Raw genomic sequence first — 24,853 nt, 5'->3', positions numbered from 1 at the left:
GTCGTGCCTTCCTCGACCCTCAAGACGCGCCACGACGGCCGAGGATGTCCCCGGCCGAGCAGAAGTGAGATCCCGGACCGGCGGGCAACCGGATCGTGCCGCGCAGCGTCCTGGACCGCCGGATCACCCGATGCCGATCTCCGCGGCCAGCTCGTCGAGCTGCGACTCGTACAACCGGTCCGAGTTGACCAGCGCGAACGGGAACCGCCCGAACACCTCCAGCGCCACGTGCCCGTACAACCGCACCCACCAGCGCAGCAGCACGAACACCGCATCGGTGTCGTACGCGCTCTCGGGGACGTCCGCGGCGAAGGCGTGCGCGAGCTCCTGCCGGCTCGCGGAGAGCTCGGCCTGCAGGTCCGCCGGAGCGGCGTCGTGCCGCACCAGCGTCGTCGCCTCGGCCATCAGCGGCCCGATGACGCTCATGAACGCCGTGCCGAACCGGTCGTCCGATCGCTCGACCCCCGCCGCACCGCCGCCTGGCTCCGCGGTCTCGTCGGTCCGCGTCGCGAACACGAGCGCGAACTCCTTGGGGTGTGCCAGCGCCCAGCTGCGGAACCCGCGGCAGACCGCGTTGAGCTTCCCGCGGAAATCGGCCGGATCGACCTGCCCCAGCCGGTCGTTGAGCTCGTCCACCAGGTCGGTGCAGATGTCGTCGCCGAGCCGCCGCAGCAGGTCTTCCCGCGAGTCGTAGTAGCGGTACAGCGCGGGCGCCGTGATGCCGAGCTCGCGGGCGATGGCGCGCAACGTCACCGCGTCCCGCCCCTGCGCGATGAGCAGGGCCCGCGCGTGTTCGCGGATCTCCCGATCGGTGGCCGCACGGATGCGTTCGCGCCGAGTGCCCTGGCTCGTCATGCGGTGGCTCCATCGAGTGCTGCCGCCGGTGCTGCGCTGCGGCGCGGATCGGGGATGTCCCGGGCACCGTAACCGGTCGTACCGGCCGGACCGGTGGACCGCCCGTTTCGGTGATCAGGAATAAGCCGAGCGGCGGTGGCGTTCTGGGATCGAAGGCCAGTGGATCACCGGAGCAGGGAGGTGCGGCCGATGGGCGCCGCGGAGCTGATCGTCTACACCCGGCCGGGTTGCCCGTTCTGCACGTCGCTGCGGGCCGGACTGCGGCGCGAAGGCTTGGAGTACCGGGACGTCGACATCTGGCAGGAGCAGGGCGCGGCCGAGGTGGTCCGGTCGATCGCCGACGGCAACGAGACCGTGCCGACGGTCGTGCTGGGCGACTGGACGGCGGTGAACCCGTCGGCGTCGCAGGTGCTCGGCGCGGTGCGCGAGCACGCCCCCGAACTGCTGCCGGAGCAGAAGCCCGGGCCCGTCGCGGGCGCCCTGAACGCGCTGGGGATCAAGCGGGACCGCTGACCGGGAGAGCCTCCCGACGCGGGGCGCGGCGCGGGCCGGGGAAGTGGACCAGGGCCGGCCGCACGGGGGGCGTCACGGCCGGCTCCTGGGGGTTGTGATCGCCGGTGGCGCGATACCGGCGAGCAGCAACTCACCCAGTCTGACGCGTGGCTGCGCCGCGCGGATGCCACTTGGTCGAGAACTACCCCCGAAAGGGTGGGAGCGCTCCCATGTTCGGTGGTTCGAGTTGCGCCGAATGCCGGGTGGTGGACGAGATCCGGGTCGTCGTGGGCCATCGCGGGTCGCGTTGCCGATTTGTCGACATGTCTCCGTCTCGATTCGTTGATCGCTCGATTCGGCGACTGCTCGACACGTCTCCTGCCCGGTCCGGTCCCGGTTCGGCGTCGCTCCGAGCGGTACGCCGCGTCGATCGACCCCTGCGCCGTTGAACCTGCGCCGCTGAACCTGCTCACCGGACCCTGTCCGTCGGACCCTGCCCGTCGGGCACCGCTCGCCGGGCGCTGCTCAGCGGAGATCGCCCATCGGGCACTGCCTGATCGGGCGACCGCCTGACCGGAGTTCGCTTCGAGTCGGCTCGACTTCGATTCGACTCCGCTTCCGGCCCTGCTCCCTCGGCCCCGCTCCCGGCCCTGCTCCCGATCGCGCTTCCCGTCGAGCCGCCCTCCTGCAGCGGAGCCGCGTCGCCGTGGCGGTGCGGTGACCGCAGTGTCGACACGGCGACATGTCGGCACGCTGACATGTCGCCGTGTCCGCACCGCGGTCACGCCGCCGCGGCTCGCTCCCCCACCGGCCACGCGGAACGGGGCGACGGCGCCAGCCCGGTCCCGAAGTCCTGCCTGCCGTCCTCGGCTCGGCGCAGCGCGACCACCAGCGCCGCGACGAGCCCCGCGGCAGCGACAGCGGGCAGTGGCCCGGCGGGCGCGATCGCGGCGAGCACGGCGAAGCCGATCCCGATCAGCGCGGCACCGCCGGTGCCTCCCCGCGCCGCGTCGGGCTCGACGACCATGCGGCTGGAACCGCCGGGAACACCGGAGCCGTCGGAGGGACCCGCCTCGCCGACCGACCCGGATGCGCCGACCGACCCGGATTCGCCGACCGACCCGGATTCGCGAGCGGAAGCCGGTCCGCGAGCGGAACGGTGCGCGCCGCGGTCGGGATCCGCGTCGTCGCGCACCTCCCCCGAAGACGGGGCAGCCCCGGCCGCGTGCGCGGCCGGGGTCTGCGTGGGTTCGGCGAAGCTGGTGTCGACGGGCTCGCCGGGGATCGGTGCGCCGCCGGTGCGGATCGCCGCGAGGAGCGGAATCCGGTCGGGCGCGGCCGGTCGGGCCCGTCTGCTGCCGATGGGTGACGGTCGGTCGGGTGGCGCGGCGAGGACGCCGCCGGTCGGTGTGGTGCGTTCCCCAGTGCTCACGGTTTCACCTTCGGTGTTCGTCGTGGTTTCCCCAGATGACGTTGCGCGCTGCGCGGCCGGACCGCGAAGCTGCTCCCCGAGCACGCCGAATTCGGTCCCGGGTTCGGCGAGCAGCGCGGTGATCCGGTTGCTCGGATCGGTGTGCTCGGCGAGGTCGGAAACGGGGCCTGCGATCGTGCGTGCTGTGCGCTGTGTTGCCATGAGCACACTCTGTCGGCCGAAGGGGTCCGGCGTAATCCGTATGGCTACTCATCGGTTACTCATCGGTCAGCTGAATCGCTGCTCCGTACGGGTACGTATCGGGGCGCGAATTCACCTGGCGTGCCCGTTCCAGCGGGGCATTTCCAGGCCGATCGGATGAGCCCTGCCTACGATCGAGGAGAGGCCGCAAGAGAAGGGTATGGTCTAGACCATGTCGCTGTTCACTGGTGTCGGAGTCAGCTCCGGCCGAGCATCCGGCCCGGTCGCCAGGGTCGCCGAAGCCCTCCCCGAACCGGCCGCGACCCCGGCACCCGCCGACGCCGCGGCCGAAGCGCGCCGGATCCGCCCGGCCGCCGAAGCCGTCGCGAACCGGCTCTTCGAGCGCGCCGGAGTCGTCGGTGGCGAAGCCAAGGCCGTGCTGGAGACCACCGCCGCCATGGCGCTGGACCCGGCGCTGCTGTCGCAGGCCGAACAACTCGTCACCAACAACGCGCTCCCCGCGCCGCGCGCCGTGCACGAAGCCGCCAACGGCTTCGCCGACGCGCTGCGCAACGCGGGCGGCTACCTCGCCGAACGCGTCCGGGACATCCACGACGTGCGGGACCGCGTCATCGCCGAGCTGCTCGGCGCCACCCCGCCCGGCGTGCCCGACCTGGACCGGCCGAGCGTGCTGCTCGCCCGCGACCTCGCACCCGCCGACACCGCCGACCTCGACCCGCGGCTGGTGCTCGCGCTGGTCACCGAGGAAGGCGGGCCGACCAGCCACACCGCGATCCTGGCCCGCGCGCTGGGCATCCCCGCCGTCGTGGCGGCCCGCGGCATCCTCGCCGCGGCGCCCGTCGTCGGCGTGCTCGTGGACGGCGACACCGGCAGCGTCGAAACCTCCGGTGAACCGGTGCGCACCCAGGCCGCCGAGCGCGGGCAGGGCGTCGACTGGAACGGGACCGGCGGCACGGCCGACGGGCACGCCGTGTCCGTCGTCGCCAACGTCGGTTCCGCCGCCGACGCGCGGCTCGCGGTGGACGCCGGGGCGCAGGGCGTGGGCCTGTTCCGCACCGAGTTCTGCTACCTCGGCGCGGATGAGGAACCCGACGTGCGCACCCAGCGCGCCGCCTACGCCGACGTGCTCTCCCCGTTCGAGGGCAGGCCCGTCGTGGTGCGGACCCTCGACGCGGGCGCGGACAAGCCGCTGTCCTTCCTGGACATGGGCGCCGAGCCGAACCCGGCGCTGGGCGTGCGCGGGGTGCGGGTCTGCTTCGAGCGGCCCGGCGTGCTGGACCGGCAGCTGGAGGCCATCGCCGGTGCCGAGCAGGACTCCGGCGCGAAGGTCTCCGTGATGGCGCCGATGGTCGCCACCGCCGACGAAGCGGCCTGGTTCGCCGACCGGGTGCGGGCCGCGGGCCTCGGCCGGGCCGGGGTGATGATCGAGGTCCCGGCCGCCGCGCTCACCGCGGACGAAGTGCTCGACGCCGTCGACTTCGTCAGCGTCGGCACCAACGACCTCGCGCAGTACGTGTTCGCCGCCGACCGGATGTCCGGCGCGCTCGCCGGGCTGAACGACCCGTGGCAGCCCGCGCTGCTGCGGCTGGTCGCGCTGATCGGGCAGGCCGGGCACCGGCTCGGCAAGCCCGTCGGCGTCTGCGGCGAGGCCGCGTCCGACCCGCTGCTGGCGGGCGTGCTCGCCGGGCTCGGCGTCAGCAGCCTGTCGATGGGCGCCGCCGCGGTGCCCGCCGTCGGTGCCGCGCTCGCCGCGCACCCGCTGGTCGCGTACCAGAAGGCCGCCGAGGAGGCGAAGAACGCGCCGAACGCCGCGCGCGCCCGCGAAGCCGCGTTCGCCACCCTGCAGTAGTCCGGAACGGCATCGCCGGGGTGGGGTGCGCCGGCCGCACCCCACCCCGGTCACCGGCCGCTTCCCGGCGGGGCAGTACCGGGGCGCGGCCGGCGCGCCGGGCGGCGAGCTCCATCCCCAGCGGAGCCCGTCGCCCGCGGACACCGCACGGGTGCCCGGGTTCCCCCGTCAGGCCCGCACGTGGTCGCCGAGCACCGGGCGCACCAGCTCCCGCAGCCGCCGCGACGGCTCGATGCCCAGCTCCCGGTCCAGCAGTTGCTCGTACCGCCGGTAGTGGCGCAGCGCCTGCGCCGGGTTCGACTGCTTGAGCAGCACCTCGACCACCGCGCAGTGCGCGGTCTCGCGGAACGGTTCGACGACGGTCGCGGCCTGCGCCACCTCCAGCGCGGTCGCCAGCTGGCTCGACTGCACCAGCCGTTCCGCGGCGATCTCCAGCGCGTGCACCTGCAGCTGCTGCAGGCGCTCCCGCTCGGCCAGCACCCAGTCCTCGTACCAGCCGGGCAGCAGCTGGTCCTGCCGGGCGAGGGTGTGCCCGATCGCCGCCCAGTCGGCCACCGGTTCCTGCCGCAGCAGCCGCTCCCCCGTGGACGTCAGCTCGTGCACGTCCACCGAGACCTGCTCGCCCAGCCCGATCTCGGGGCCGCCGCCGACGATCGCCCCCTGCACCCGCCTGCGCACCCGCCACAGCGTGGTCCGCAGGTTCGCCAGCGCGCTCTGGTCGTCGTTGCCCGGCCACAGCGTGCCCGCCACGAGGTCGCGCTGCGTCCGCCCGCGCAGCGCCAGCAGGGCCAGCAGGCGCTGCCCGTTGCTGGATACGGCCACTCCCGCACCGTCGCACCGCAGCGACCACCCGCCCAGCAAGGTCAGCTGCAGCCGCGGTGCGGCTTGCGGTCTCGGGAGCGGGATCGGGCGCGCAGGTCCCTCGCTCATGGTTCCCCCCTTGTTCCGGCCAAGACGGGCCACACGCAGGCATGACCCGTCACCGGTGGCGTCGTGGCGGTGACGGCGCGCCGTTACACGATTACCCGGGGTGAGGTCCGCGGCGCTCACGAGAGGCGGAAACCCAGCCGGTCGCGGGTCGTCGGAGCGCGGTGCCGCGGCACGTACCGCGGGTGCTTCTTGCGGTACCAGGCGCCGATCTTGCGGCTGGTGCGGACGGCGAACGCGATGCCCCCGAGCCACGGCAGCAGCAGCACGAACATGGACAGCACCGCCAGCACCCCGGCCAGCGGATGACCGTTCGCGAACCCGGCGGCCCCGCTGAGCCAGTAGTCCTGCCCGCGCTCCAACGCCGTGCCCAGGTACCGCGGTATCCGCACGAACAGCAGCAGCACCGCGAGGAACAGCACCGGCACCACCACCGCCACCCAGCAGGTGACCAGCAGCCGCACCCGCGGGCGCAGCGCCTCCCCGGCGGATTCCCCCGGCTGCTGCTTGCCCAGCGCCTTGCGCACCATCGGCCGCACCAGCCCGAACAGGTTCGGCACGCCCACCAGATCGCCGAGGATGTAGTAGCCGTCCATCCGGATCAGCGGCAGCAGCTGCTGCAGCATCTGCATGTGGCTGAGCACGATGAACACCGCCAGCGGCGGGAAGTGCGTCGCCCAGAACAGCCCGGCCACCGCCAGGATGTAGATCGCGTTGAAGTACAGCCCGCCCAGGTCGGTGCGCAGCCGGCCCGCCCGGGTCAGCCGGTAGGCGTCGGTGACGTTGGTGAAGAACGCCGGGAAGATCAGCAGGATGCCGACGCCGATCGCCCCCGGCCGCCCACCGCCGTAGTGGCAGGCCGCGGCGTGCCCGGTCTCGTGGAACAGCGTGGAGCTGATCAGCAGCACGATCAGGAGCAGCACCTGCAGCGGATCGCCGACCGCCGAGTGGAACGCCGGGTCCAGCGAGCCGGAAGCCACCAGCACCACGTCCGCCACGAGCATCCCGGCCAGCACCGCCACCACCAGGACCGGTTGGAACAGCGGCGCGAGCACCGCGGCCAGCGGACGCACCACCTTCGCGGGCAGCAGCACGCCGCGCAGCGCCAGCGCCAGCAGCGGATCGGCGCGCGGCGCGTTCCCCACCGGTTCGTCCAGCGCGGCCACGCCGAGCGCGTGCAGCTTCTCGGCGACCAGGTAGCCGATGCCGAGCGGCGAGATCTCCCGGCCCGCGGCGGCGCTGACCCGCGCGGCGATCTCCCGGAGGTCGCGCCGGCCGTCGATGTGCGTGGCCACCTCGTAGAGCAGCTCGGACACCAGCACCATCTGCCCGTCGGCGCGGGCGATGAGGAAGCGCGGATCGGTGTACCCGGCGCCTTCGTAGCGGCCGCACAGCGAGACGCCCGCGGCGAGCTGCGGGACCGCGTGCTCGTCGACCTCGGCGGGCTCGGGTGCCTGCGGCTCCGGTGCCGGGGGTCCGGATGTCTGCGGTCCGGATGCCTGCGGTTCGGGCGTCCGCGGTTCGGGAGCCCGGGGTTCGGGAGCCCGGGGTTCGGGAGCCCGGGGTGCCGATGCCCGAGGTACCGGAGTCCAGGGTGCGCCTGCCCGGGATCCGGACGTCGGGGCTGCGGGTGTCGGCACCCCGGATGTCGGGGATCCGGCCGTCGGGGACCCGGGAGCCCGGGGCTCGGCTGGTGGCGCCTCCCGGCGGCCGGTCGGCGCGGGCGTCGCGGGCGAGCCGGAGCGGCGTCGGCTCCGCGGGGTGGACGAGGCGGGCTCGGCGGGTGCACCCGGCCCGACCTGGGTGGTTTCTGACATGGTTCCCCTCCAGGAAAACCGGCCGGGGACGGGAAAACCCCGTCCCCGGCCGGCCGGCACGTCCGATATCCGCTTTTACTCCACGTTCGTGTACTGGCCGACGATCGCCGCGGCGTCGCCGCCGAGGCTGACCGCGACGCCGACGTTCACCGGCACGACCGTGGTGACGTCGACGAGGCTGGTGGCCTCGCGGCGGGGCAGCAGCTCGGCCGACTGGTCGGCCAGCTCGAGTTCGTTCATGTCTTCTCCTTCTAGGTGGTGTCCGGTCGCGCGCCGCCGGTGTTCAACGGCGCGCGACCGGGAACTCGGTCAGGAAGGGTCACTTCTGGCCGAGGTCGATGTCCTGGTTGGCGAGCGCCACGGCGTTGCACTCGCCGCTGAGGGCGACCGCGGTGTTGGTGGCGTAGACGTCGGCCAAGTTCAGGCTGCCCAGGGCCTCGCGGGCGGGCAGCAGCTCAGCGAAGGTCTCGAAGTTCACGATGTGCTCCAAGGTGTAGAGATGGGTGCAAGACGGTCGCGGCGGCGTCGCCGCGGGAGATGACCCCGATATCCCCCCATCGGGGTCACCTGGGCGGTCCGGATCAGGACCTGGTCAGCGGCTGGATCAGCCTTCCTGGCCGAGGTCGATGTCCTGGCTGGCGACCGCCACGGCGTTGCCCTCACCGCTGATGGCGACCGCGGTGTTGGTCGCGTACAGGTCGGCGAAGTTGAAGGAACCGAGGGCCTCGCGCGTCGGCAGCAGCTCGGCGGACACTTCCAGCTCGGAGATCTCGAAAACGTTCACGGTCGTACTCCTCATCGAGTTGATGAACTTTCGAACCGCGGCCTCTTGCGCCGCTGGCCGGAAGTACGCCAGACCCGGCGTCACCGGTCCGTCACCCGCCCGTCACGGTGCGCGGCCGGCACCCGCTCGGGCGACCGGTGGCGCCCAGCCCGTCACCTGCGGTGAAACCGCGCGTTGTGCAGCGGGAAGGCCGTTCGGGGGCTGGACGCGAAACGACCCGGAGACCGATGTGGTCGCCGGGTCGGGTGAATCGGGGTGGATCTTGCGGGCGGGCTTCCCGCGGGGCGTCAGCCGGGCTCGGCGCCCGTTTCGCCGTCGGCGTCGAGGCCGTGCTCGATGGCGTAGCGGGCCAGCTCGACCCGGTTGTGCAGCTGCAGCTTGCGGAGCGTGGACTGCACGTGGTTCTCCACGGTGCGGTGCGAGATGACCAGCTTGTTCGCGATCTGCCGCGCGGTGAGGCCCTTCGCGACCTGCCGCAGCACCTCGGTCTCGCGGTCGGTGAGCTGCGGGGCCTGCGATTCGGCGCCCGGCGACACCGCCATCCGCCGGTACTCGCCCAGCACCAGCCCGGCGAGGCCCGCGGTGAACACGGCGTCCCCGGCGGCGGTGCGGCGGACCGCGTCCACCAGCTCGTCCACCGAGGCGGACTTGACCAGGTAGCCGGAGGCGCCCGCCTTCACCGCCTCCAGCACGTCGCTGTGCTCCCCGCTGGCCGACAGCACCAGCACCCGGGTCCCGGGGATCTCCTGGGTGATCTGCCGGGACGCGTCGACGCCGGAGGTGTCGCCGAGGTTCAGGTCCATCAGCACCACGTCGGGGCGCACGGTGCGGGCGATCCGCAGCGCGGACACGGCATCCCCGCTGGTGGCCCGGATCTCGAAGCCGCGTTCGGCGAGATCCCGGGACACCCCGTCGCGCCACATCGGATGGTCGTCCACCACCATCACCGACACGTGCGGCTCGGTCATCCTTCTCCTCCTCCGCGCGGTGCCGGGTCGGCATCCCGGTCGTCCGCTCGTTCCGCGTCCGCGGCGAGCGGGGCCGGGTGCGCCGTCCGCCGGGGGAACATCTTCTCGGCCACCGATCGCGCGCGGCCGCCCGCCCCTGCGGGGGCCGAGTGCGGGTGCGGTAACCGGATCTCCCACTCGGTGCCTTCTCCCGGGGTGGTGTCCAGGGAGATCGTGCCGCCCAAGTGCCGGACCCGGCCGCGGATCGACTGGGCGATGCCCATCCGGCCCTCCGCGGCTGCCTCGGCCAGCCTGCCCTCGGCGATGCCCGGGCCGTCGTCCCGGACACTGATCACGATCTCGTCCGGCAGCTCTTCGAGCAAGACCCAAGCGCGCGCATCCGGGCCCGCGTGCCGCTCCACGTTCTCCAGCGCCTCCCGCACGATCAGCAGCACGTCGGAGCCCATCGGCTCGGGCAGCCGGACGTCGGTGGCGGGGACGGACACCTGCACCTTGCCGGTGCGCAGCACCTGGAGGCGGGCGACCAGGTCGACCTCGCCCTCCGCGTCGTGCTCGGGCGGGGCGGTGGCGACCAGCGAGCGCAGCGCGATCTCCTGCTCCCCGGCGAGGTGGGCGAGCTCGGCGGCCTCCCCGCCGAGCTCCACGCCGCGGTTGCGCACCCGCGCCAGCACCTGCAGCACGCTGTCGTGGATGGAGCGGGCCAGCCGTTCCCGCTCGGCGGTCGCGGCCTCCGCGCGCAACGCCTGGCTGAGCCGTTCGGTGGAGCGCCGGGCGGTGTCCGCGGCCAGCCCGAACAGCATGCCCGCGCCGATCAGCAGCACCGCGTCCTGGAACATCAGCGGCGTGTAGAGGTCCCGGATCGCGAAGTTGATCAGCGCGGAGATCGCGCCGGAGATACCGCCGCCGATCCAGCCCCACTGCACGCCGGCCAACGTCACCATCGACGGCTGCCACATGCTGATCACCGACGGGGCGAGCTCCCGCATCTGCTCCTCGGTCATGATCAGCTCGTTGCCGAGGAACAGCACCGAGATCAGCACCTGGTCCACGAGCACCAGCGCGTTCGTCCGGCCGTCCCGCACCCGGAACCGCCACACGGTGAACACGGTCCAGCCGATCATGATGACGATCTCGAGCACCGCGAGCGCGGGGCGCTGGTAAGCGGGGAACTGGATCGCGAACCACAGCACCGCGTACACGAGTCCGACTGATCGGAAGAAGTTGTGCGCGCGCCACAACGGCGACCGCCCATCGGCGATCCGAACGCTCTGCGGCGCGGTGTTCTTCGGCATCACGGCTGTTCCCTCCCGATCGACCATCCTGCCGTATCGATCGAGTTCCGTGAGCCGACGATCGGTGAACACGCTCGGTGTTTGTCGTCACCGAGCGGATCTACCCGAATGGACCCGAGAGCCGGGTTTCCCCGGAAGATCGAGTTATGCCAGGCTCAGGAGTAGTAACCGATCCGGTACTTGGCTGAAGCGGGACACCGCCATTCGCGCGTTTTCGGAAAAGTCGACCGGATCAAGGACCGCTCGCCCGTCCGGGCGAGGAAGAGACGTGAGGAATCATGGCGCCGTGGCCCTTGTGGCGGCTCCGGGCACCCGCACTGATCCACGTGCTGCTCACCCAGGCCGCCGCCATCGGCCTGGTCCTCCCGGTGGTGCTGCTGAACTCGCCGCCGACGCCCACCGAGTGGTTCCGCTTCGCCATGCTCGGCGGGACCGCGGCCGCCGTCATCATCGCGACCTCGGTGACCATCCACCTGCGCAGCGGGGTGCGCCGCGACCCGTGGACGGTGCACATGGCCTACCTGGCGGCGGGCGGGCTGGTGCTGCCGCCGAACCTGCTGGTCCTGCTGCTGCTCGGCCCGGCGCTGCACGGGGTGCTGGAGGCGCGGCCGGACCCGCACCGCTGGCTGTTCGTCACGGCGTCGACGACGTTGGCGGTGTTCGCGGCCCGCTGGGTCGTCGGCTGGGAGGACCCGCGGTGGAACCCGGCGGTGATCGTGCTGGCCGGGACGACGCTGCTGGCGGTGCGGGCGCTGCTGGTGGGGATCGGGCTGCGGCTGCGCGATCCGGGGGCGTCGCGCGAGGACGTGGTGGGCGAGCCGATCGACGTGCTGCTGGGCATCGTGGCGGCCTGCTTCGGCGGCGTGCTGGGGATGGCGGTGCTGCAGCAGCCGGAGGTCGCGGTGCTGGGCGGGCCGATGCTGGCGCTGCTGGACCTGGCGGGCCAGCTGCCGCACTGGCGGCGGTCGGCGCAGCGCGACGGCAAGACCGGGCTGGCGAACGCGCTGCACTGGGACCGGATCGCGCGGGCGGAGTTGCGGCGGGCGAGCGCCCGGGACCGCGGTGCCGCGCTGCTGCTGCTGGACCTGGACCACTTCAAGCGGGTCAACGACGAGGTGGGGCACCTCGCGGGGGACGCGGTGCTGGCGGCGGTCGCGGTGATGCTGCGGGACAGCGTGCGCAAGGAGGACCTGGTCGGCCGGTTCGGCGGCGAGGAGTTCGTGGTGCTGCTCCCGCACGCCTGCCCGGAGGTGGCGCACGCGGTGGCCGAGCGGGTCCGGTTGTCGGTGGCGGCGCTGTCGGTGCCGACCCGCGACACCCTGGGGCGGCCGCGCGAGCTGACCGGGGTGACGGTGAGCGTGGGGGTGTCGACGACGACGCGGTTCGGCTACGAGCTGCCGGATCTGCTGGTGGCCGCGGATGCGGCGTTGCTGACGGCGAAATCGTCGGGCCGGAATGCGGTGACGTTCGCCTGAGCGCGGATTCCGCTCGGCATTCGCGACGGGATTTCGGGATCTCCCGGAACGGGTCCGGGCCGGCGGGGAAACACCCCTTTCCGGCCCGGGCTCGTTTCGATTTTCGGTTGTTCGCGCGCGGTCAGCGGGAATCGGAATCGGGACCAGGCGAGTCCGCGGGACCACCGTTCGCGGATTTCCCGCCCGCGTCGTCCGCCGCGCGGTGCGAACCCGTGCCGGTGGACTTCCCCGCGCCGCTCGCCTGCTGCGCGTCCGCCTCGTTCCCGGCCGATTCCGGATTCGCCGGTGGTTCCGCCTCGTGCGGATCGGTTCCCGTCACCGGCGTCTCCGCGTCCTCGCCCGAGGTCAGCGAACGGATCGCCGAGTTCAGCACCGCCACCACCGGCACCGCCAGCAGCGCCCCGACGATTCCGCCGACCACCACGCCGGCGCTGATCGCCAGCACCACCGCCAGCGCGTGGACCTGCACCGCGCGGCCCAGCAGCAGCGGCTGCAGGATGTGCCCCTCCACCTGCTGGACCAGCAGCACGACCAGCACCACCAGCAGCGCGTTCACCCAGCCGCTGGTCACCAACGCCACCAGCACCGCGACCGAACCGGAGGCCACCGCGCCGATGATCGGCACGAACCCGCCGAGGAACACCAGCGCGGACAGCGGCAGCGCCAGCGGCACCCCGATGATCGTCAGCCCGATCCCGATGCCCACCGCATCGGCGACCGCGACCAGCGCCGTCGCCCGCACGTACCCGACCAGGGAGGCGAACCCGCGGATGCCCGCCACGTCCACCCGGCCCCGCACGTGCGACGGCACCAGGCCGATCAGGAACAGCCACACCCGGCGGCCGTCGTGCAGGAAGAAGATCAGCGTGAACAGCGCCAGCACCAGGCCGGTGAGGAAGTTGCCGAACGTGGACGCCGTGGACAGCGCACCGCTGGTCAGCGCCGCCTGGTTCTCCTGCAGCCAGCGGGCGGCCTGCCCCAGGTACTCGTCGATCTGCTCCTCGCGCAGGTGCAGCGGCCCCTGCAACAGCCAGCCGCGGATCTGCCCGAGGCTGCGCAGGATCTCCCGCTGCAGCTCGGGGAACCCGTTGATGAACGCGTTGATCACGAAGGTGAGCACGCCGCCGACCAGCGCCAGGCCGCCGACGAGCACCACGGCCGTCGCGATCGCCCGCGGCACCCGCCGCCGCGCCAGCCAGGACACCGCCGGGGCCAGCAGCGCCGCCAGCAGCAGTGCGATGGCCACCGGGATGACCACCACGTAGAGCCTGCCGAGCGCCAGGCTCAGCACGTACACCGTGCCGAGCACCACCAGCAGGCGCCAGCACACGGCTGCCGTCACTCGCAGTACCCGCGGCACGTGGGCGGAGGCGTCCTCCGTTGGGGCGATCTTCGCGTTGGTCACCACGCCACCGTAGCCGTGACCATGCGGTTCCCGGTGGGGTCGGCGCGATCACGCATCCGCGGACGCCGACGGGGCCGTGTCACCCGATACGGGGGTGTTCCGCGAGATCACTACCTCTGCGGCCCACCTGCTGACAGAGTGCCCGTCGGCAGTGCACGTCGATCAAGCCGCCGAACGGTCCAACCGGGCCGGTCGAACGGAGGGTCGTTGAGCGGACATGCAGCCCCGACGGAAAGTGGAACCGGACCAGATGCCGGACAGTCTCCGAACAGCAGGCGGTAGCCGCGGTTGGCGGCTGCTGGCTCGCGCGCTGGTCGTCGCCGGTGCCGCGGCCGCGGGCAGTTCGGTGGGCTGGTTCGCCGGGAACGCCGGCGCGGACGCGCTGGTCGACCCGCCCGCCGCCGAAGGCGCGCACGAGTCCACATCGGACGGCACCGTCGACCTCGCGCCCGTGCGGGACGCCATCGCGCCGGAGCACCGCGCGACGCCGGACTCCGACGAGGGTGCGCCGTCCGCCGCGCACCGGGTGAGCGCCGCCGTGCACCACATCGCCGCACCGCTGGCCCGCGCCGCGGACATCCCGGACTCCGACTCCGACTCCGGCACCGCACCGCGGCCGGGTCCCTCCGAAGTGGACGGTCCGGACCCCGGTCGGTTCGCCCTCGACGAACTCGCCCCGCACCACCTCGTCGGCCGGGTGGCCGAGGCACGACCGGTGTCGACCGCGCTGGACGGCGCGGGCTCGCTGCTGCGCCCGGTGCGCGGCGCGCTGACCCCGGGCCCCGGTGCCGACCGCCCCGTTCCGCCGCTGGCGGAGCTGACCCGGCCGATCACCGACGGGCTCGGCGCGCTGACCGCCCCGCTGCGGGACGCCATCGCCCCGGGCACGCCCGCGCCTCCCGCGCCGCTGCCGTCCCCGGGACCCGCCCCCGTCGAGCAGCCGCTCCCGAACCCGCCCGCTCCGGCGGCCGAGGCACCGCGGGCACCGGCGGTCTCCGCTGCCGGAGCGGCCGATGCTCCGGCCCCGGTCACCGCGCACCACGCGGGCGACGCGAGCTTCCGCGCGCCCGCCGAACCCGGCCACCGCGAGCCGTGGTCCCCGGACGGGACCGTCCCGGTGCCGCCCGCGACGGGCGGCGCGACCGGGCACACCTCCGACGGCGGCGCGGGCAACGGCGGTCTCGGCATGACCTGGCCGCTGCCCGCCGACTCGGCCGACCGCGCCGCGCTGAGCTCTCCCGGCCGATCGGATTCCGTGCTCAACGGCACCTTCGCGCCGTCCCCCGGCACCACCCCCGACTGAGCGGTGCGCCGCGGCGACGCTCGCCGCGCTCTGCGACGCACTCGTACCACCGCCGCCGGATCGTGATCGACGCATCCGAGGACGGCGCCGCTCGAACCATTGCTTTCCCCGCCCGAACGGGGAAATATCCGAAGGAGACCGCATGCAGACTTGGGCGAAGCGCGGCGTGCGTGCCGCGCTGGTCACCGGTGGTGTGCTGGCCGTGGGAACCACGATGGCCGCAGCCGAAGGCACCGGCCCGTCCCGGCCTTCCGGAGACGGGAACCACGGCAGCCTGGGTACCCGATTCGACACCGCAGATCCGGAACGGGGAGATTCCGTGTTGCCCGCGTTCGACGCCGACGGCTCCCGGCCGCAGCTGGGCGAAGCGTTCGCGTCGTACCGGAACGCCGACACCGGCCGCTACCGGGCACTGGTGCTCACCGGGAAGATCGACCCGGTGCGCGACCTGCTCCCCGCCGTCGAGCACGACATGACGCAGGAGATCCCGGTCCTGCGCGACCTGGACCCGGCGCGGCCGGACATGCAGCTCGCGGGCTGGGTCGGCGACCCGGCGACCGCGCGGCCGGCGCCGGGCGACGGACGGCACAGCCTCCGCCGCGGCGCCGAGGTGCGCACCCCCGCCGAGGGCTTCCACCGCTCGCTGAGCTGGGCGGGCCCGATCGGCGACATCGTCCGCGGCGGCCCCGGCCTCCCGGCCGAGGCGCAGGTGCCGGAGGTGACCGGCGAGCTGATCATCCCGCTGGCCGACCCGGCCACCGTGGACCCCGAGGACGGCATCGTCGCCCTGTGGGGCGGCGCGCTCGGCGCGGACGGGGCGGAGCGGTCCGCCGCGCCCGCCGCGCTCGGCACCGGACTGCTGGACGCCGCCGGCGTGGACCTCACCTCCGGTGAGCTGCCCGGTCCGGACGTCCGGCTGCACGAGGTCCCGCCGTCGCTGCTCGCGGCCGCGCTGGCCGAGCGGCCGCACGTGCCCGCGGCCCGCGCCGACCAGCTGGCGCTGGAGGTCCCGGGCGAGCACCTGGACCACCCGCAGGTGCCGCCCGCGCTGTCCGGTCCGCTCGCGCTGGAGCGCGACGGCGGGTCGCCGCTGCAGGCGCCGCTGCCGCTCGGCGGTGAGCTGAACGCGTTCGGCGGCGGGCAGCTCAGCGGTCCCACCGCCGGCGGGCTCACCGGGGCGCCGGCCGAGGTCGGTCCGCAGACCGACGACCGGCCCACCGTGTCGTTCCTGGCGGCGATCCCCCGGTTCAGCACGACCCCGGAGGACGTTCCGGTGCAGGTGGAGGTGCTCGACGAGCTCGACGCCACCACTCCGGAGCGGGACCGGATCCTGGCCAGCCCGCTGCCGCCGGAGCCGCGGGCCGCCGAGCCGGTCGGCATCGAACTGCCGGTGCTCGGCGCTCCGCCCTCGATCAACGCGGCGCAGGGGCACACGGTTCCGATCCCGGGCATCGCCGCCCAGCCGCGCGGCCTCGACGACACCGTCGAGTTCCAGCGCATCTGACGCACCACCGCAACGGGAAACGGCCGCCGGACCACTGAGGTCCGGCGGCCGTTCCGCGTTCCGGGGCTGGCGCGATCAGGCGGGAGTGGAGGACACCCGGGGTTCGTCGTCGGGTTCGATGGTCCGCTTCCCGAGCCGGTGGGTGCGCCACAGGCCGTAGGCGTAGTAGGCCAGCAGCGCCAGCCCCAGGTACACGTACGCGTTGCCGACGAGGTGCTCCAGCGGGTTCCAGTGCAGTTCCCGCCCCTTGCCCTGCGGCACCTTCCACATCGGCCCGAGCGTGCACAGCGAGGCCGCCAGCCCGGAGATCATCAGCAGTCCCCAGTCGGCCCGCCGCACCGCGGCACCCGCCAGCAGCACCACCGCCGGAATCGCCCACACCCAGTGGTGCGACCAGGAGATCGGCGAGATCAGCAGCGACAGCAGCCCGTTGAGCGTCACCGCCATCGGCAGGTCCTGCTGCCGCAGCGCGTGCACCATGCCCGCGACGGCCAGCGCCAGCACCACCAGCGTCACCAGCACGAGCACCATCGGCACGTTCCCGACGCCGAGCTTCGTCAGCGCCGACCGCAGCGACTGGTTGCCCGCGTACACCGAGGCGTTGCCGGTGAAGGTGGGGCCGAAGGACACGTTGCCGGTGGCCATCACCTCCTGCGTCCAGTACTTCCTGGTGCCGTCGAAGGCCAGCACGAGTCCGATGAGGACGGTCCCGGCGAAGCCGAGCGCCGCCATCGCGATCGGCTTGAAGTCCTTGCGCAGCAGGAAGAACAGCAGGAACGCGGCCGGGGTGAGCTTGATCCCGGCGGCGATGCCGATCAGCAGCCCGCGCGGGTACGGCGTCTTCTGCCCCGGCCCGGTGCGCCACAGGCAGTCGACCGCGACCAGCGCCATCAGCACCAGGTTGATCTGCGCGTAGGTCAGCGTCTCCATGACCGGTTCGGACAGCGTCGCCAGCGGCAGCACCACGCCCGTCCACAGCACGACCCGGTCCCGCTGCCCGCGCAGGAACGTGGAGGCCCCGAGCACCAGGTACAGCGTCACCAGCAGCGCCACGTGCGACACCAGCATGATGATCGACACGGCCACCAGCTTGGAGACCAGTCCGAGCGGGGCGAACAGGATCGCCGCGAACGGCGGGTAGATGAACGGCAGCTTCAGCCCGGACTGCGTGGCGGGCAGCGGGCCGTACATGTCCTTGCCCTGGAGCCACGCGCGGGCGCCGAGCCGGTAGACCTCGCCGTCGATGTGGTCGTGCGGGCTGATCGTGGAGACCAGCAGCACGGCGAGCAGTTCGGCGACGCCGATCGCGATCAGCAGCCTGCGGTTCTCCCTGGCGAGGTCGCGGATCACCTCGCCGAAGGGTCGTCGCGTCGCGTCATCCGGTCCGCTCACCGCCACGAGGGTCACCGTCCTGGTCATCGATGCGGGGGTGCCGCCGAGCGCCGACGGCCGTCGCCCAGCGTAGAGGCAGCCCTTGATCGGGCCGGAGCCCGGCGGAACCGGAGCGGCTCGCAGGGCGCACCGCAGTCGAAGATCATCCGCCTTATGGACCCGTCGTTTCCCGCATCGGGTGGCGCTTCGGACTTGACCCGGGTAGTTGCTGACGCAGCGTTATTCGCGCTCGGTAAATACCACCATTACGGGTGGTAGTGATGCTCTTGAATTCAGACCTCTCTGCAGAGGAGAGTCCAGTTGACTGCTCCGTTTGGTGGGGAGGAGGGGCCGAATGAGTGTCCTGGACGTGACCGCGCCATCCCAGCTGCCGCCGATCTGGGACGAGCTGATCACCGGATTGACCGTGGGCGTGCTGCTCACGGACGAGCGCGGCCAGGTGCTCGCCACCAACGACGTCGCCGCGGACCTCATGCAACTGACGAAGTCCGATCTGCTCACCGGTGCGAGACCCAGCGGCTGGAAGGTGCGCGACGACACCGGTGCCGCGATGCCGGACTGGTCCGAGCTGGCCGGGCAGGTGCTGCGCGCGGGTTCGCCGCTGTCCACCCCGATGGTCGTCGAGCGCGGCGGTCACCCCACGCGGCTGTGGGCCGACTACCACGCGGTGCGCGCCCAGGGGAAGCGGCGCGTGCTGATCCTGCTGCAGGCCGTGCAGACCGACGTCTCGCACAGCCGCGGCCTGCTCGACCCGCTGACCGGGCTCCCCGGCCGGGCGCTGCTGCTGGACCGCCTGGAGCAGTCCCTGGTGCGCGCCCGCACCCGCGGGATGCTCACCACGCTGGTGCTGCTCGACGTGCACCGGCTGGCCGCGTTCAACACCGAGCACGGCTTCGCCAGGGGCGACGAGCTGCTCGGCACCCTCGCGGGCCGCCTGCGGCAGGGTATGTCCGACGAGCACACCGTCGCCCGCTACGGCGGCGACGAGTTCGCACTGGTCGCCGACCACCCGAACGGCAACGGCGAGGCCATCGCCCAGCAGGCCCGCCGGATGGCCAGCTGGCCGATGCGGATCGGGCCCACCAGGGTCCGGCCGAACCTGCGGGTCTCCTGGGTGACCACCAACGGCAACGCCACCGCGCACGCCGTGCTCTCCCGCGCCGAGCAGCAGCTCCAGCGCTGAACGTCCCCGCCGGGCCCGAGGCCTGGCGGGGACCGTCGCGTCAGCTCTCGACGTCGCCCGAGATGAAGTCCTCCACGGCCTGGTAGGCCGCCGAGTCCGAGTACTGCTCCGGCGGCGACTTCATGAAGTACGAGGACGCGGACAGGATCGGGCCGCCGATGCCGCGGTCCTTCGCGATCTTGGCGGCGCGCAGCGCGTCGATGATGATCCCCGCCGAGTTCGGCGAGTCCCACACCTCCAGCTTGTACTCCAGGTTCAGCGGCACGTCGCCGAACGCGCGCCCCTCCAACCGGATGTAGGCCCACTTGCGGTCGTCCAGCCACGGCACGTGGTCCGACGGGCCGATGTGCACGTTCCGCTTGCCCAGATCGCGGTCGACCTGCGAGGTGACCGACTGGGTCTTGGACTTCTTCTTGGACTCGAGGCGCTCGAGCTCCTTCATGTTCAGGAAGTCCATGTTGCCGCCGACGTTGAGCTGCATCGTGCGGTCCACGTGCACGCCGCGGTCCTCGAACAGCTTCGTCAGCACGCGGTGCGTGATGGTGGCGCCGACCTGCGACTTGATGTCGTCGCCGACGATCGGCACGCCCGCCTCGGTGAACTTCGCGGCCCACTCCGGGTCGGAGGCGATGAACACGGGCAGCGCGTTCACGAACGCCACCCCGGCGTCCAGCGCGGCCTGCGCGTAGAACTTGCCCGCGTCGTCGGAGCCGACCGGCAGGTAGGACACCAGCACGTCGACCTCGGCGTCGCGCAGCGCCTGCGCCACGTCGACCGGGGCCTCGTCGGACTCGTCGATCACCTCGCGGTAGAACCGGCCGAGCCCGTCGAGGGTGTGGCCGCGCTGCACCGGGACGCCCAGCGGCGGGACGTCGGCGATCTTGATGGTGTTGTTCTCGCTGGCCACGATGGCCTCGGAGAGGTCCCTGCCGACCTTCTTGGCGTCCACGTCGAACGCGGCCACGAACTGCACGTCGCGCACGTGGTAGTCGCCGAACTGGACGTGCATCAGGCCGGGAACCCGGGTGTCCGGGTCGGCGTCGGCGTAGTACTGGACGCCCTGCACCAGCGATGCCGCGCAGTTGCCCACGCCGGCGATCGCCACTCGAACCGCGCCCTCGCGGCGGTCTGTGCTCATGGCAGGGTCCTCCTTGTAGGTCATGTGTCGTCGTCCTTCTTCCCGCTCGCCGGTGCCCCGGGGTTCCCGGGGTCGCGCGAGCAGCCGGATCGGCCGGATCAGGCCCGGCCGGGCCGTGGTCTGGGAGTGGCCCGTCGCGCGGATGCTGCGCGCGGGTCGCGGCGGGGGTGCGGCGACGTCGGCGTCCCCCGCCTGGGCAAGCCGACGACCGGTGTCGACCGGTCACCGCGGGCTCCCGCTGCCCGCGACTCCCGGGACGTGCACCGGTGTCCTCTTCGACAACCACCGGACCGGACGCGCTGTTCCCGCGGATCCGGCGAGTTCGCCGCGCTGCGCCCGAATGGTCCGATCAGCGACGTGGGGCCGGTCACGTTCCGGCGGCGCGGCCCGGCACGCAGCGCGCGAGCGGTCCGTTTGGTCCCGAGACCATCGGTGCCGCCGGATTTCAAGATCAACCCGGGGTGCGGTGGCGTCCCGGCCGTCCGGTAGAACATCCCGCAGCGAGCTCCCCGGCCACCTCGGTCGCCGTGCGGAGATCGTCGCAGTTCCGACCCGGTGCGCCGGGCCCGCTGCGGGAAGCCGGGCATGGCGAGTTCGCGCATCCGCACCTCCCGCGCCCGAGCCGTCCCCAGCCGTACTTGCCCGAGAAAGGAGTATATCTTCGGCGCTTCCCCGGTCAGCGCAGGTAGAGACCAACCACGCTGCTCACGACACCGCAGGTCACGCGACGGAAACGGGCGCTGCCCCTAACGGCGCATGGAGCACCGGCACCGGACACGTACCCTGTTCCTCGTGCGGACCCAACGGCAAGTGGTGGATTACGCGTTGCAGCGCAGGTCGCTGCTGGCGCAGGTCCACGCTGGCCGAGTCGGGGTGATGGAGGTCTGCGACGCGAACCCGTACCTGTTGCGGGCGGCGAAGTACCACGGCGAGCCCAGCGAAGTGACCTGTCCGGTGTGCCGGAAGGAACCGCTCACGCTGGTGTCGTGGATCTTCGGCGAAGAACTGAAGCACGCATCGGGGTCCGCCCGCGGTCCCGATGAGCTGGAACGGTTGGCGGCCTCGATCGCGGAGTTCACCGTGCACGTCGTCGAAGTCTGTCGGACGTGCAGTTGGAACCACCTGGTGCAGTCGTACGTCCTCGGAACCGGTGACTTGAACAACCGCCGCCCCCGGCGCAAGACTGCGGCCGAGTGAACCGGCCGTGAGAACGAGCAGCACCGCCCCGCGCGAAGCGGGGCCACCCCGACGTGAATGCATCACCTGGCGTCGCACGACGCCTGTCCTGGAGGCCAACTCGTGAACGACGAGCGTGACGACCCAGCTCGTGGCCGCCACTCCCGGCAGCCCGACGGTCGCAACCCCGGTCCCCCCGACGACCGGGCCACGCCCCCCTCGTCCCGGCAGCAGGGTCCGCGTCCGCAGGGCCCACCGCCCCCGGGCGGTACTCCGCCGGGCGGTCGGCCTGCCGGACCGCAGAACCCCGCGAACCAGCCGCCCGGTGGGCAGCGTCCGGGGGCGCAGCAGCGTCCGCCGGGTCCGCCGCCGGGCGCTCCGCAGAACCCGCCGCCGCAGAACCCGGGCCCGCAGAACCCGGGCCAGCAGCGCCCCGCCGGGCCGCCGCCCGGTCCGGGCGCGGGTCCGTGGCCCGGTGAGGGGACGCGCCAGCAGCAGCCCCCGCAGGGCCGCGCGCGGCAGGGCGGCGACCAGCCGAACTGGCCGGGCGAGGGCCCGCGCGGTGACCAGGACGCCGAGGCGCCGTCCGAGAAGACCGGGGCGTGGGTGCCGTCGTTCGACGACGAGGACGACGCCCCGACCGGGAAGCGCGCCGCCGACTCCGGCGGTGGTCGCAAGCTCGACCTGCCGACCTCGTTCACCAAGCAGCCGCCGCCCGCCGCGGACCAGCGCACCCAGCGCCAGCCCGGTGCAGGTCAACAGGCTCCGGGTCAGCAGGGACCAGGCCAGCAGGGCCCGGGACAGCAGGCTCCGGGCCAGCAGGGAGCCGCGCAGCAGGGCGGTCCCGCGACCCCGGACGAGCAGCACACCCAGCAGTTCGGTCCGCCGCAGCGACCCGGCCAGCAGCCCACCCGCCAGGTGCCCCCGCCGCCGCCCGGTGGCCAGAGCACCCGGCAGGTCCCGCAGCCCGGCGGCAGGCCCGCACCCGGTGCGGTCCCGCCCGGTGAGCGGCCGACCGAGAACATCCCGCAGACCCCCGGGGACGGCAAGGACCAGGGCCGCGGTCGCGGCCGCGGTGGTGCCGTGGCCGGTGGAGTCGTCGGCGGCGTGGCCGGTGCGGCCGCGCTCGGCGGTGCGGCCGCCGCCGCGGGCGGTGGCGCGGCAGGTGCCGGCGCAGCGGGCGCGGCAGGAGCGGGAGCGGCGGGCGCGGCCGGAGCCGCCGGTGGCGCGAACGGTGATGCGCCGCGCGAGCCGCAGCTGCTCACCCACGAGGCCACGCAGAGCTCGTACGACTACTACTCGACGAACGACGCGTACTCCGACGACGGCCGCTACGACGACTACGACGACGGGTACGACGACGGCTACGGGAACCGCGGACATGGTGACGACGGATTCGGCCCCGACGACGAGCCGCTCGACCCGGACGACGAGTTGAGCGCCCGCAAGGCGAAGCGGAAGAAGATCTGGCGGCGCATCCGCCGCACCTGCTACGTGGCCGCCGGGGTGATGCTGCTGCTCGGCATCGGGACGTTCGCCTGGGGCTACACCATGTGGGAGGTCCCGAACCCGGAGGAGATCGCCAGCCGCACCGAGCAGACGATCATCATCAACTCCGCGGACGGCAAGGAGCTGACCCGGGTGGAACCCGAGGCGGGTTCCAAGACGATGATCCGGGACCTGCGGGCCGAGGTCGCGAAGCCGATGCTCGATGCGACGGTCGCCGCGGAGGACGCGTCCTTCTACACCAACCCGGGCTTCTCCATCCGAGGCATCCTGGTCGCGGTGTACAACCAGATCGGCGGTGGCGCCGGTGGTGGTTCCACGCTGACCCAGCAGTACGTGAAGCTGGCGCTGGACCAGGACGAGTACTCGATCACCCGTAAGGTCAAGGAAGTCGTCGTCGCCTACAAGGTGACCAACCAGCAGTCGAAGGACGACATCCTCAAGGCCTACCTGAACACCGCGTACTACGGCCGCGGTGCCTACGGCATCCACACCGCGGCGGAGGCCTACTTCGGCAAGCTGCCGAAGGACCTGGACCCGAGCGAGGCCGCGGTCCTGGCCGGCATGGTGCAGCGCCCCACCGACAACGACCCGCGGGTCGACCCGGAGCAGGGGCAGTGGCGCTGGGAGTACGTGGCCGACCAGATGCTGAAGAACAACTTCGTGACCAAGGACGTCCGCGACGGCATGACGCTGCCCGTGACCCGGGAGCGCGATGCGTGGAAGAGCAAGCCGGAGGGCAGCGCCTCCCAGCTGCACATCCGCAAGCAGGTCCTCGCCGAGCTGGAGCGCGAGGGCTACAACGAGCAGGCGCTGACCCTCGGCGGCTACACGATCACCACGAACATCGACTCGAACGCGCAGCGGATGGCCGAGGACGCGGTCCGGAAGGTGACGCAGGGCCAGCCGGAGAACCTGCGCACCTCGCTGGTCGCGGTCGACCCGAAGACCGGTGGGGTCCGGGCCTACTACGGCGGCGGTGACCAGGTGTACTTCGACTACGCCGCCTCGCCGCAGCCGCCGGGCTCCTCGTTCAAGCCGTTCGTGGTGATGGCCGGTCTGGAGAAGGACTACGGCATCGGCGAGTACTACGACGGCAGCGACCACCAGCCGATCCTGGGCACCACGTTCGGCAACGCGCCGGGCTCGGTGTGCGACGACCCGAAGCACTGCGGTGTCCGCGAGGCCATGAACAAGTCGGTGAACACCGTGTTCGTGAACATGGCCGCGAAGTTCGGAACCAAGTCGGTGCGGGAGGCCGCGATTCAGGCAGGTGTGCCGGCCGAGTACAGCGGCGCGCCGACGCTGCAGAACAAGGACGGCGGCGTCGACGCCGGTATCGCGCTGGGCGCCTACCCGGTGCGGGCGATCGACATGGCGGCCTCGTACGCGACCTTCGCGAACGAGGGCAAGCAGGTCCACCCGCAGTTCGTCTCGAAGATCCAGAACGCGGTGAAGACCGAGGAGTTCGCGCCGGAGCCGTCCAAGCCGGCCTTCTCCGACAGCGCCTCGGAGAGCAAGAACCTCGCCGCGAACGTCATCCAGTCGATGATCGGCGTGGCCGAGCACTCGAAGCTGCCGCTGGACAAGGACCGGCCGGTGGCCGCGAAGACCGGTACCCACCAGTACTTCGACACCGAGAAGAACCAGAACGCGTGGATGATCGGCGCCACGCCGCAGCTGTCCACCGCGGTCGGCATGCTCGCCGACGAGGACGGCAAGCCGGTGCCGGTGGAGCAGTCCAACGGGAAGATCATCTACGGCAGTGGCCTGCCCGGCGACATCTGGCAGGAATTCATGAACGAGTACCACAAGAACCTGCCGGTGGAGCAGTTCCCGAAGGCCAGCCCGATCGGCCAGTTCGAGCAGAAGCTCCCGCCGCAGCCGACGACGACGAGCGAACCCCCGCCGCCGCCGACGACCTCGGAGCTGCCGCCGCCCACGTCCGAACAGCCGACCACCAGCGAGAGCGAGACGTCGGAGAGCGAGTCCGAGGGTTCCGACCCGTCCGACAACTGCGGCTTGTTCGGCTGCCCGCCGGGGCAGGGCGACGACGACGATGACGGGCCCGGCGGCAACGCCGTCGGACCGACCCGCGGACGCGACGGAGAATGATCCCGGCCCGCACCGGGCGGCGCGCGACGCCGCCCGGTG

20 protein-coding genes are annotated in these 24,853 nt (G+C 72.7%); 8 read left to right on the top strand and 12 right to left on the bottom strand.

Annotated elements, in window-relative coordinates; translation table 11 throughout:
• Nucleotides 1–123: 123 nt before the first annotated feature.
• Nucleotides 124–855, bottom strand: coding sequence for a TetR/AcrR family transcriptional regulator (locus tag AC29IT_RS06815; RefSeq protein WP_358435214.1), 732 nt, complete (start codon nucleotides 853–855; stop codon nucleotides 124–126).
• Nucleotides 856–1,044: 189 nt separating this feature from the next.
• On the opposite strand from AC29IT_RS06815, the gene AC29IT_RS06810 reads away from it, so the two are divergent.
• On the top strand, nucleotides 1,045–1,368 hold the full coding sequence (locus AC29IT_RS06810; RefSeq protein WP_358435211.1) for a mycoredoxin: 324 nt from the start codon (nucleotides 1,045–1,047) through the stop codon (nucleotides 1,366–1,368).
• A 760-nt stretch (nucleotides 1,369–2,128) separates the two neighbouring features.
• On the opposite strand, the gene AC29IT_RS06805 is transcribed toward AC29IT_RS06810, so the two are convergent.
• A complete protein-coding gene (locus tag AC29IT_RS06805) occupies nucleotides 2,129–2,374 on the bottom strand; it encodes a hypothetical protein (protein WP_488218170.1) in 246 nt (81 codons plus the stop codon).
• Nucleotides 2,375–3,191: 817 nt separating this feature from the next.
• Between AC29IT_RS06805 and AC29IT_RS06800 the strand changes: the two genes are divergently transcribed.
• On the top strand, nucleotides 3,192–4,829 hold the full coding sequence (locus AC29IT_RS06800) for a phosphoenolpyruvate--protein phosphotransferase (RefSeq protein ID WP_488218169.1): 1,638 nt from the start codon (nucleotides 3,192–3,194) through the stop codon (nucleotides 4,827–4,829).
• A gap of 168 nt (nucleotides 4,830–4,997) precedes the next feature.
• Here the strand turns inward: AC29IT_RS06800 and AC29IT_RS06795 are convergent, their stop codons facing one another.
• From AC29IT_RS06795 to macS, 7 genes are all read right to left on the bottom strand, one after another.
• Complete coding sequence (locus tag AC29IT_RS06795) at nucleotides 4,998–5,759, bottom strand: AfsR/SARP family transcriptional regulator (protein ID WP_358435202.1); 762 nt, start codon at nucleotides 5,757–5,759, stop codon at nucleotides 4,998–5,000.
• Nucleotides 5,760–5,875: 116 nt separating this feature from the next.
• A complete protein-coding gene (locus AC29IT_RS06790) occupies nucleotides 5,876–7,396 on the bottom strand; it encodes a hypothetical protein (RefSeq protein WP_488218168.1) in 1,521 nt (506 codons plus the stop codon).
• Nucleotides 7,397–7,648: 252 nt separating this feature from the next.
• The gene (locus AC29IT_RS06785) at nucleotides 7,649–7,813 is read right to left on the bottom strand and encodes a hypothetical protein (RefSeq protein ID WP_358435196.1); all 165 of its coding nucleotides are present in this window, start codon (nucleotides 7,811–7,813) and stop codon (nucleotides 7,649–7,651) included.
• A 79-nt stretch (nucleotides 7,814–7,892) separates the two neighbouring features.
• Nucleotides 7,893–8,051, bottom strand: coding sequence for a hypothetical protein (locus tag AC29IT_RS06780; RefSeq protein ID WP_358435194.1), 159 nt, complete (start codon nucleotides 8,049–8,051; stop codon nucleotides 7,893–7,895).
• A 126-nt stretch (nucleotides 8,052–8,177) separates the two neighbouring features.
• The gene (locus AC29IT_RS06775; protein WP_488218167.1) at nucleotides 8,178–8,357 is read right to left on the bottom strand and encodes a hypothetical protein; all 180 of its coding nucleotides are present in this window, start codon (nucleotides 8,355–8,357) and stop codon (nucleotides 8,178–8,180) included.
• 287 nt (nucleotides 8,358–8,644) lie between these two features.
• Complete coding sequence (locus AC29IT_RS06770) at nucleotides 8,645–9,325, bottom strand: response regulator (RefSeq protein ID WP_358435189.1); 681 nt, start codon at nucleotides 9,323–9,325, stop codon at nucleotides 8,645–8,647.
• Nucleotides 9,322–10,617: a MacS family sensor histidine kinase gene (gene macS, locus AC29IT_RS06765; RefSeq protein ID WP_488218166.1), complete on the bottom strand. Its 1,296-nt coding sequence runs from the start codon at nucleotides 10,615–10,617 to the stop codon at nucleotides 9,322–9,324. Before macS ends, AC29IT_RS06770 begins: the two co-directional genes overlap by 4 nt.
• A gap of 278 nt (nucleotides 10,618–10,895) precedes the next feature.
• Here macS and AC29IT_RS06760 point away from each other — a divergent pair, with 278 nt between their 5' ends.
• The gene (locus tag AC29IT_RS06760) at nucleotides 10,896–12,092 is read left to right on the top strand and encodes a GGDEF domain-containing protein (RefSeq protein WP_488218165.1); all 1,197 of its coding nucleotides are present in this window, start codon (nucleotides 10,896–10,898) and stop codon (nucleotides 12,090–12,092) included.
• A 121-nt stretch (nucleotides 12,093–12,213) separates the two neighbouring features.
• Here AC29IT_RS06760 and AC29IT_RS06755 read toward each other — a convergent pair whose 3' ends face one another.
• The gene (locus AC29IT_RS06755) at nucleotides 12,214–13,497 is read right to left on the bottom strand and encodes an AI-2E family transporter (RefSeq protein ID WP_488218164.1); all 1,284 of its coding nucleotides are present in this window, start codon (nucleotides 13,495–13,497) and stop codon (nucleotides 12,214–12,216) included.
• A gap of 250 nt (nucleotides 13,498–13,747) precedes the next feature.
• On the opposite strand from AC29IT_RS06755, the gene AC29IT_RS06750 reads away from it, so the two are divergent.
• Both AC29IT_RS06750 and AC29IT_RS06745 read left to right on the top strand, forming a co-directional pair.
• Nucleotides 13,748–14,800 (top strand): hypothetical protein, encoded by a 1,053-nt coding sequence (locus AC29IT_RS06750; protein WP_488218163.1) that lies wholly within the window; start codon nucleotides 13,748–13,750, stop codon nucleotides 14,798–14,800.
• A 142-nt stretch (nucleotides 14,801–14,942) separates the two neighbouring features.
• Entirely contained in the window at nucleotides 14,943–16,304 is a 1,362-nt protein-coding gene (locus AC29IT_RS06745; protein WP_358435173.1) for a hypothetical protein, read from the top strand.
• Between the two features lie 75 nt (nucleotides 16,305–16,379).
• Here the strand turns inward: AC29IT_RS06745 and AC29IT_RS06740 are convergent, their stop codons facing one another.
• Complete coding sequence (locus AC29IT_RS06740) at nucleotides 16,380–17,696, bottom strand: glycosyltransferase 87 family protein (RefSeq protein ID WP_488218162.1); 1,317 nt, start codon at nucleotides 17,694–17,696, stop codon at nucleotides 16,380–16,382.
• 334 nt (nucleotides 17,697–18,030) lie between these two features.
• Here AC29IT_RS06740 and AC29IT_RS06735 point away from each other — a divergent pair, with 334 nt between their 5' ends.
• Nucleotides 18,031–18,879: a diguanylate cyclase domain-containing protein gene (locus AC29IT_RS06735; RefSeq protein WP_358435167.1), complete on the top strand. Its 849-nt coding sequence runs from the start codon at nucleotides 18,031–18,033 to the stop codon at nucleotides 18,877–18,879.
• A 40-nt stretch (nucleotides 18,880–18,919) separates the two neighbouring features.
• Here AC29IT_RS06735 and AC29IT_RS06730 read toward each other — a convergent pair whose 3' ends face one another.
• A complete protein-coding gene (locus AC29IT_RS06730; protein WP_488218161.1) occupies nucleotides 18,920–20,017 on the bottom strand; it encodes an inositol-3-phosphate synthase in 1,098 nt (365 codons plus the stop codon).
• A 792-nt stretch (nucleotides 20,018–20,809) separates the two neighbouring features.
• Here AC29IT_RS06730 and AC29IT_RS06725 point away from each other — a divergent pair.
• Both AC29IT_RS06725 and AC29IT_RS06720 read left to right on the top strand, forming a co-directional pair.
• Nucleotides 20,810–21,214 (top strand): DUF5318 domain-containing protein, encoded by a 405-nt coding sequence (locus AC29IT_RS06725; RefSeq protein ID WP_358435415.1) that lies wholly within the window; start codon nucleotides 20,810–20,812, stop codon nucleotides 21,212–21,214.
• Nucleotides 21,215–21,316: 102 nt separating this feature from the next.
• Nucleotides 21,317–24,814 carry a transglycosylase domain-containing protein gene (locus AC29IT_RS06720; RefSeq protein WP_488218160.1) on the top strand — a complete coding sequence of 1,166 codons (3,498 nt, stop codon included), beginning with the start codon at nucleotides 21,317–21,319 and terminating at the stop codon, nucleotides 24,812–24,814.
• Nucleotides 24,815–24,853 lie beyond the last annotated feature (39 nt).

The sequence above is a fragment of the Saccharopolyspora sp. MMCC62 genome, assembly GCF_057736575.1.
The sequence above is the reverse complement of the archived record's forward strand: the minus strand, read 5'-3'. Positions and strand labels throughout refer to the sequence as shown.